An 8260-nucleotide genomic window follows, 5' to 3' on the forward strand; every position below is an offset into this window, starting at 1 on the left:
ATGATCCGACTTAATTAAAGATTAATACCTGTTTCCAATTTGAAACAGGCTAAATTCAGATGCGCTTGCTGGCGATGTACAGGCAGCAATAACGGCCGGCTATGGCGGCAAAGTCGGTATTTATAGACGGATAGCAAGTTTTCCGTGGATCGAAACCGACGGTCGAAAAAAAGGCAGGCCGCAGCCTGCCTCGTCGTGAACGCGCCCCGTCGAACTCAGAACTCTTCCCACTCCCCTGCGTTCGCCGTCATTTTCGATTTCGCCGCAGCCGGTCGCACGGCCGCCTTGTTCACGGCCAGCACTGGTCGCACTGGTGGCGCCATCCGCGCCGGCGTCACGTCCACCGACGCAGTCGACGCCGCCAGCATCTGCTCGCCGTCAATCCGGAACACCGACACCGCCTGCGCCAGCCTGGTCGACTGTTCGCGCAGCGCAGCCGCCGCCGCCGCCGCTTCCTCGACCAGGGCCGCGTTCTGCTGCGTGCCCTCGTCCATCTGCGCCACCGCCACGTTGATCTGCTCGATGCCCTCGGTCTGCTCCAGGCTGGCCGAGCTGATCTCGCCCATGATGTCGGTCACGCGGCGCACGCTGTCGACGATTTCCACCATCGTAGCGCCGGCCTCGGCCACCAGGCGGCTGCCGTCGGCCACCTTAGCGCTCGAGTCGCCGATCAGGCCCTTGATCTCCCTGGCGGCGGCGGCCGAGCGCTGGGCCAGGTTGCGCACCTCGCTCGCCACCACGGCAAAGCCCCTGCCCTGCTCGCCGGCACGCGCTGCTTCCACCGCCGCATTCAGCGCCAGGATATTGGTCTGGAAGGCGATGCCATCGATGACGCCGATGATGTCGGTGATCTTGCTCGATGAAGCGTTGATCGCATCCATGGTGCCCACCACCTGCGCGATCACGGCGCCGCCGCGCGCCGCCACGTTCGATGCGGCGTCGGCCAGCACGTTGGCCTGGCGCGCATTGTCGGCGTTCTGGCGCACGGTCGAGGTCAGCTCTTCCATCGAGGATGCCGCTTCTTCCAGCGCCGATGCCTGCTGTTCGGTGCGGCTCGACAGGTCCTGGCTGCCCACCGCCACCTGGCCGGCCGCCACCGCGATGGTGTCGGTGCCCACGCGCACGGTACCGACGGTGCGCGCCAGGCTCTCGTTCATGGTCTTGAGGGCTTGCAGCAGCTGGCCGGTCTCGTCGCGGCTGGTGACTTCGATGCGGCTGGTGAGGTCGCCCGCGGCAACGGTATTGGCCACGTCCAGCGCACGCCCGAGCGGTCGCGTGATCGAGCGTCCGATCCACCAGGCCACCAGGGCCGCCAGCGCCAGCGCAACGGCGCCGAAGCCCCACATCATCGCGCTGGTGTTGCGGTAGGTGGCTTCGGCATCGCGCGCCGCGGCGTCGGCGATCTCGTTCTGCAGGGCGGTCTGCTCCCTGGTCGCCGTCTTCAGCCGCACCAGCAGCGGACGCAGCTCTTCGCCCAGCAGCGTGCGCGCCTCTTCCACCTCGCCGGCGGCGACGTGCTTGATGATGGCGTCCTGGCCCGTCTTGTAGTGGGCAGTCTCCTTGCGCATCTGGTCGAGCAGCGCCAGCGCATCCGGGTTGTGCAGCGCGTCCTTCAGCCTGGCCAGGATCTCGTCCATCGCGGCGCGCGAAGCCATAATGTCGCGCACCTGGCGCTCGTGGTCGGCGGCATCGTCGGTCAGCAGCATATTGCGCAGCGCGATCGCGATATCGTTGATCTCGGCCTGCATCTGGTTGGTCATCGCAATGCGCGGCATGCGGCCGTGGACGATCTCGTCGGTGCCGGCATTGATCCGGCCCAGCATCGCATTGCTCATCACGATCATCACCACCAGCATGGCGCAGATCAGTCCATAGCCCAGCGCCAGGCGCTTGCCGATGTTCAGGTTTGCCAGTTTCATTCTTGTATTCTCCTCACGCCGCGCGCGGCAGCGCCGCCACCAGTCCGAGCTCGTCGGACTGCATCAGTTTGTCGATATCGAGCAGGATCAGCATCCGCTCGTCCACGGTGCCCAGGCCGAGCAGGCAGTTGCCGTCTAGCGTGGCCTGCATCTCGGGGGCGGGCCGGACCTGGTCCGGGGTCAGGGTCACCACGTCCGAGACGCTGTCGACCACCATGCCGATCACGTGATGTTCGATGTTCAGGATGATCACGACGGTGAAGGCGTCATAGACCGCCTCGCCGATGCCGAACTTCAAGCGCATGTCGACGATCGGAACGATGGCGCCGCGCAGGTTGATGATGCCCTTCAGGTAGTCGGGCGCGCTAGCCAGGCGGGTCGGGGCTTCGTAGCCGCGGATCTCCTGCACCTTCAGGATGCTGATCGCGTATTCTTCCTTTCCGAGGCGGAAGGACAGCACTTCGTTGTCGTTGCTCGTTTCCATATCGTCCATGATCCGGTTGGCTGGTTTTACTGAATTTCCCAAAGGAAAAACGTTACCGGTTTCGTTTTTGGCTGTCGATGGACAAGTGTTAACAACTGTAAAATATCGTCGACTTCTTGATTTAACTATGGTGTCGCTGCAACGGATTTGACCCGTTCACACGAATCGTCAACCCAAGGCTGGCATACATTGTGCTTGGGAAATATCACATCGTCACGCCCCCAACCGGCGCCCCATCCACCCACAGGAGCACCTCATGATCATCCGCCGACTCGACCCGCGCGCCATCGCCGAACGCCGGCCGCAACTGGCCACGCTGTTGCTCGACGCCGTCGCCGATGGCCATTCGCTGGGCTTTCTCAACGGGCTGGACCAGGACCAGCTGGACGCCTATTGGCAGGGCGTGGCGGACGAGGTCGGCGCCGGGCGGCGCGTGCTGCTGGCCGCCGAGCGCGATGGCCAGCTGGTCGGCAGCGCCCAGCTCGACCTGTGCCTGAAACCGAACGGGAACAACCGCGCCGAGGTGCAGAAGGTGCTAGTGCACTGCACCGAGCGCCGCCAGGGCATCGGCACCGCCCTGATGCAGGCGCTCGAAATCGAGGCGCTGGCGCTGCGTCGCGGCTTGCTGTTCCTCGACACGGCGGCCGGTTCCGAGGCCGAGCAGCTGTACCGCAAGAGCGGCTATCAGCGGGTTGGCGAACTGCCCGAATACGCCTGCACCCCGAACGGGCGCTGGCATGCGACGGCGATCTATTACAAGACACTGTTCACCCGCAGCCGCCCCTGATGCGCGTCGGCCGCAACGGGTGCGTTCCAAGCTGCCGTGGCGCCCGCCACACGCTACCGCGAAGCTGAGTGTGCACCGGCACGATTGCGCGTAGAATCGCCGGTTCAAACGTTCTGGAAAGCAATGTGACTGGCGCCTCCTCCACCATGACCCGCAGGCCGCTGCGGGCCTACCTGCTCTGGCTCGTCCTCGCGACCCTGTTGCCGGGCGTGGTCGGCGCGTCGCTATTGTTCATCGACCAATACCGCAAGAGCCGCGCCCAGTACGAGCGCAACACCATGCAGACCGTGCGCGCGCTGGTGCACACGGTCGACAGCAAGCTGCTGCAGGCGCAGGCGATCGCCCAGACCCTGTCCACCTTCGATGCGCTGCAAAACGCCGATTTCGAGCGCGCCCACCGCCAGGCACGCCAGGCCCTGCAACTGGCCGGCCCGGACATGAGCGCCGTCCTGCGCGACCGCGGCGGACAGCAGATCTTCAATACCAGCCGCCCCTATGGCGCCAACCTCCCGATCGAGCCCACCGAGCAGCTGGAATCCGTATTCGCCAGCGGCAAACCCTCGGTGTCGAACGTGTTCACCAGCGCGGTGCTCAAGCGCCCCACGGTCAGCCTCGACGTCCCGGTGATGGTCGATGGCCGCGTCGCCTACGTACTCAGCGTCGGCGTGCGGCCCGGCTACTTCGACGACATGCTCTCGCCGAAGTCGGTGGCGGACGGCGCGCGCGCCTCGGTGGTCGACGCCGCCGGCATCATCTTCGCGCGCAATATCAGCCCCGAACTGTTCGTCGGCAAGCGCGTTACCGATCCGCTGTACCGCGCCCTGCTGCGCGCGCGCGAGGGCATCGTGCCCTCGGTGTCGCAGGAAGGGACGACCCTGCTGACCTTCTATTCGCGCTCGCGCACCACCGGTTGGCATGTGGCGATCGGCGTGCCGCGCGCGAACCTGAACCAGACCCTGTTCGAGCCGCTGGCGGTGCTGCTCATCGGCGTCACCCTGCTGTTCGCGATCGGCCTGTGGCTGGCCTGGCAGATCGGCGGCCGGCTGGCCCGTTCGGTCCAGGGCCTCACCGCGCCGGCGGTGGCGCTGGGCAAGGGAGAGGATCCGCCGCGCTTCACGCAGGCCTACGTCAGGGAGACCGCCGAGGTGGCCGAGGCGATCGGCGCCGCATCACGCCTGCTGGGCGAGCGCGCCCAGGCGCTGGCGGTCAAGGAAGCCGAGCTGCGCGACGCCCACCGCATGGCGCGCTTCGGCACCTGGCACCTGACGCTGGCGACCGGCGCGGTCGAGACCTCCGAATCGGTGCCCTATATCTACGGACGCGAGCTGTCGCCCTACGCGCAGCAGCGCGGCACCCTGCTGCCCGAAGAATCGTGGGACAAGGTCGACGCCCTGCTGCGCGAACTGGCGCGCGACGGCGGCAACGGCCGCCTGCAGCTGCAGGTGCTGCACGGCGATGGCCACCGCATCTGGATCGACATGCACTGCGAAGCGGTGCACGATGCCGAGGGCCGGGTGACGGCGGTGCGCGGCACCATCCAGGACGTCACCGACCGCGTCAACGCCGAGGAAGGCTTGCGCGAAGCCGACCGCCGCAAGAACGAATTCCTGGCCATGCTGGCGCACGAGCTGAGAAACCCGCTGGCGCCGATCGCCTCCGGCGCCCAGTTGCTGGGCCAGGACAATCTCGATCCGGCGCGCACGCGCCAGATCAGCGCCATCATCGCGCGCCAGGCGCGCCACATGGCCGGCCTGGTCGACGACCTGCTGGACGTGTCGCGCGTGACGCGCGGCCTGGTGGCCCTGTCCAAGGACCGCATCGACATCAACGAAGTGGTGCTGGAGGCGCTGGAACAGGTGGGCGAGCCGCTGCGCCAGAAGCGCCACCATCTGCACAAGGAACTGCTGCCCGCGCCGGCCTGGGTGATGGGCGACCGCAAGCGCCTGGTGCAGGTGGTCGGCAACCTGCTGCACAACGCGGTCAAGTTCACGCAGGCGGCAGGCGAAGTGACGGTGGCGCTCGAACTCGACGAGAAAACCTTGCGCATCGTAGTGGCCGACAACGGCATCGGCATGCTGCCGCACGAGCTGGATCGCGCCTTCGAGATGTTCGTGCAGGGCGAGCGCACGCCGGACCGCACCCAGGGCGGCCTGGGCATCGGGCTGGCGCTGGTGCGCAGCCTGGTGCTACTGCACGGCGGCAGCGTGGCGGTGGAGAGCCCCGGCCAGGGCCAGGGCAGCACCTTCACGGTGACCTTGCCGCGCTGCGCCGAGCGCAGCGTGGGCGCGCCCGGCGCCGGCTTCGACGCGGCGCAGGCGGCAACGGCGCACGCACTGAAGGTGATGGTGGTGGACGACAACGTCGACGCGGCCCAGGTGCTGGCGATGTACGTCGGCGCCGCCGGCCACGAAGTCGCGGTCGAGCACGACCCGTTCGCGGCGCTGGCGCGCGCCGAGGCCTTCGTGCCCGACGCCTGCCTGCTCGACATCGGCCTGCCCGGCATGGACGGCCACGAACTGGCGCGCCGCCTGCGCGCGCAACCGGCCACCGCCGGGGCGCTGCTGGTGGCGGTCACCGGCTATGGCCAGGCCCAGGACCGCGAGGCCAGCCGCCTCGCCGGCTTCGACCATCACCTGGTGAAGCCGGTCGACATGGGTGAGCTGGAAAAAATCCTGGCGGCGGCCAGCGCCGCCTAGCCCGACGTTCGGATCAGCGCTTCACCTCAGCGCTTCACGCTGCCGAAGGCTTCGCCCTTCTTCCAGGTCGGCATGGCCGGCGCATTGGCGACGGCGTAGCCGAGGTTGAGCGTGAACTGGGCCTGCTGCACCATGCCCGACAGGTCCCATTCCGGACGGTATTCGTCGCTGACCTGGTGGTAGTGCTCCTTGAAGCCCTTGATGTTGGTGCTCGATTCGTGCTGGTGGTGCTCGAACTCGAAGTGGCCGTCGCCCGAGAACACGGCCGAGCCGACGTTGAAGGCCGGGACGCCCGCCTTCGCGAAGGCGAAGTGGTCGGCGCGGAAGTAGGCGCCCGACAGGTCGGGAACGGCCGGCGCGATCTTCAGGCCCATCGATTTCGCCACCTGCTGCGAGGTCTCGTACAGCGAGCTGCGTTCGGCGCCGGCCACGCCGATGTCCCTGGTGCGGCCCACGAAGTTCAGGCTATCCAGGTTCAGGTCGGCGGCGGTCTGCGCCAGCGGCCACACCGGCTTGGCGACATAGGCGGCGGCGCCCAGCAGCCCCTGCTCTTCGGCCGCCGGCCACAGGAAGATCTGGGTGCGCTTGGCCGGCTTCTTGACGGCTTCGGCCGCCATCGCCAGCAGCGCGGCAGTGCCGGATGCATTGTCGATCGCGCCGTTGTAGATGCGGTCGGCCTTCGGATCGTCGCCGGGCTTGGCGTCGATCATGCCCATGTGATCCCAATGCGAGGAATAGACCACGGCCTGCTCTTTCAGCTTCGGATCGCTGCCGGGCACGATGCCGACCACGTTGAACTGTTCGACCGGACGGATGGTCGAGCGCAACGCGACCTTGCCTGCCACCTTCAGGTCAACCGGGCGGAAATCGCGCCGCTCAGCCTGGGCGCGCAACTTGTCCAGATCATGGCCGCCGGCGGCGAACAGCTCGCGCGCGGTGTCTTCGTGCAGCCAGCCTTCCATTGGATTGCCGTTGCCCTTGAGGCCGAAGCGCTCGTTGCCGAAGCCGTTGGCCGGCACGCTCCACGGGTACGAGGCGGACGGCGTGGTGTGGATCAGCAGCACGCCGGCGGCGCCGCGGCGCGCGGCTTCCTCGAATTTATAGACCCAGCGGCCATACCAGGTATAGGCCTTGCCGGCGAAGCGGTTCGGTTCCTCGGCGGTGGGCTGCGGATCGTCGACCATCATGACCAGGATCTTGCCTTTGGCGTCCAGGCCCTTGTAGTCGTCCCATTTCTCTTCCGGCGCCGCGGCGCCGTAGCCGACGAAGACCAGCGGCGCGTCGAAGGCCACGTTCTTCTTGCCGCTCCTGGTGCCCATCACGATGCCCTTGCCCAGTTCCGGCTTGATGGTCTTGCCGCCGGCGGTGAAGGTGGCGCTGCCCTCGACCAGCTTGCTGCCCTCGATCTCGACCTTCTGGCGATAGCCACCGCCGGGGATCTGCTGCAGGCCGATCAGGGCGGCCTGGGTTTCGAGGTAGCGCACCGTCAGGTCGCCGCCGCGCTGGCCGGTGCCGCGGCCTTCGAGCAGGTCATCGGCCAGGAACGACAGGTGCGCGCGCAGCGCGGTTTCGGAGATGGCGGACGGCTGCTGGGCGTGCGCTGCCTGTGACAGGGTAAGAACGACGGCGCTGGCGGCCAGGGCAAGGGGATGAAGTCGCATCGATGTTCCGTGACGGTGTGGTGAAAAAGACCATCTTAAACCAACCGGGCTCTATACTGTCGGTCACTCTGCAATGACGCCAGGAGGAAGCATATGCCCGTATCCCGACGCATGGCCATCGTCGCCCTGGCCGTCACGCCGCTGGCCGGCGCGCACGCCGGCACCACCACTACCACCATCGACATGGAGAAGCCCAAGATGTACGGTTTGATCGGAAAAATGCGCGCCCAACCGGGCCAGCGCGACGCACTCATCGCCATCCTGCTGGACGGCACCGCCGGCATGCCCGGCTGCCTGGCCTACGTGATCGCGAAGGACGCGCAGGACGCGGACGCCATCTGGATCACCGAGACCTGGAAAGACCAGGCCAGCCACAAGGCCTCGCTGTCGCTGCCGTCGGTACAAGCCGCCATCGCAAAAGGCCGGCCCCTGATCGCCGGCTTCGGCGAACGTTTCGAAACCGAACCAATCGGCGGCCACGGCCTCGCCCACTGACACCGCCTTATTCCCAACCCAAAGCCGTCTATTGCTCCCAGCCTCATCAGATGACCCACACACAATTAGGGTCAGAGTAGACTTATTGGGCAATTCCTCAAAGTTGTCAAACAATTCGACTCTGACCCTAATTGTTCAGTATCGTGCGATCATGTTCCTCGCCGTAGCTGGCCTTTGTTCCGTGCAAAAGCTATGCTGGGCGAATTGATTGTTGGGTT

6 protein-coding genes are annotated in these 8260 nt (G+C 66.6%); 3 read left to right on the plus strand and 3 right to left on the minus strand.

The genetic code is table 11. From position 1 onward, the window contains the following. Positions 1-215: 215 nt before the first annotated feature. Positions 216-1919, minus strand: a complete 1704-nt coding sequence (locus tag FVD38_RS06265) for a methyl-accepting chemotaxis protein (RefSeq protein ID WP_147934011.1) — start codon at positions 1917-1919, stop codon at positions 216-218. Between the two features lie 13 nt (positions 1920-1932). After that, positions 1933-2403, minus strand: coding sequence for a chemotaxis protein CheW (locus tag FVD38_RS06270; RefSeq protein WP_183407589.1), 471 nt, complete (start codon positions 2401-2403; stop codon positions 1933-1935). Between the two features lie 256 nt (positions 2404-2659). On the opposite strand from FVD38_RS06270, the gene FVD38_RS06275 reads away from it, so the two are divergent. Both FVD38_RS06275 and FVD38_RS06280 read left to right on the plus strand, forming a co-directional pair. Beyond that, positions 2660-3190 (plus strand): GNAT family N-acetyltransferase, encoded by a 531-nt coding sequence (locus FVD38_RS06275; RefSeq protein WP_147934012.1) that lies wholly within the window; start codon positions 2660-2662, stop codon positions 3188-3190. Positions 3191-3315: 125 nt separating this feature from the next. Further along, entirely contained in the window at positions 3316-5886 is a 2571-nt protein-coding gene (locus FVD38_RS06280; protein WP_229493437.1) for a hybrid sensor histidine kinase/response regulator, read from the plus strand. A 26-nt stretch (positions 5887-5912) separates the two neighbouring features. Here the strand turns inward: FVD38_RS06280 and FVD38_RS06285 are convergent, their stop codons facing one another. After that, on the minus strand, positions 5913-7547 hold the full coding sequence (locus FVD38_RS06285) for a M28 family peptidase (RefSeq protein ID WP_147934013.1): 1635 nt from the start codon (positions 7545-7547) through the stop codon (positions 5913-5915). A 93-nt stretch (positions 7548-7640) separates the two neighbouring features. Here FVD38_RS06285 and FVD38_RS06290 point away from each other — a divergent pair, with 93 nt between their 5' ends. Further along, entirely contained in the window at positions 7641-8042 is a 402-nt protein-coding gene (locus tag FVD38_RS06290; protein ID WP_147934014.1) for a putative quinol monooxygenase, read from the plus strand. The last annotated feature ends 218 nt before the right edge of the window (positions 8043-8260 follow it).

Source organism: Massilia arenae (assembly GCF_008014745.1).
GTDB classification, from domain to species: Bacteria; Pseudomonadota; Gammaproteobacteria; order Burkholderiales; family Burkholderiaceae_D; genus Telluria; species Telluria arenae.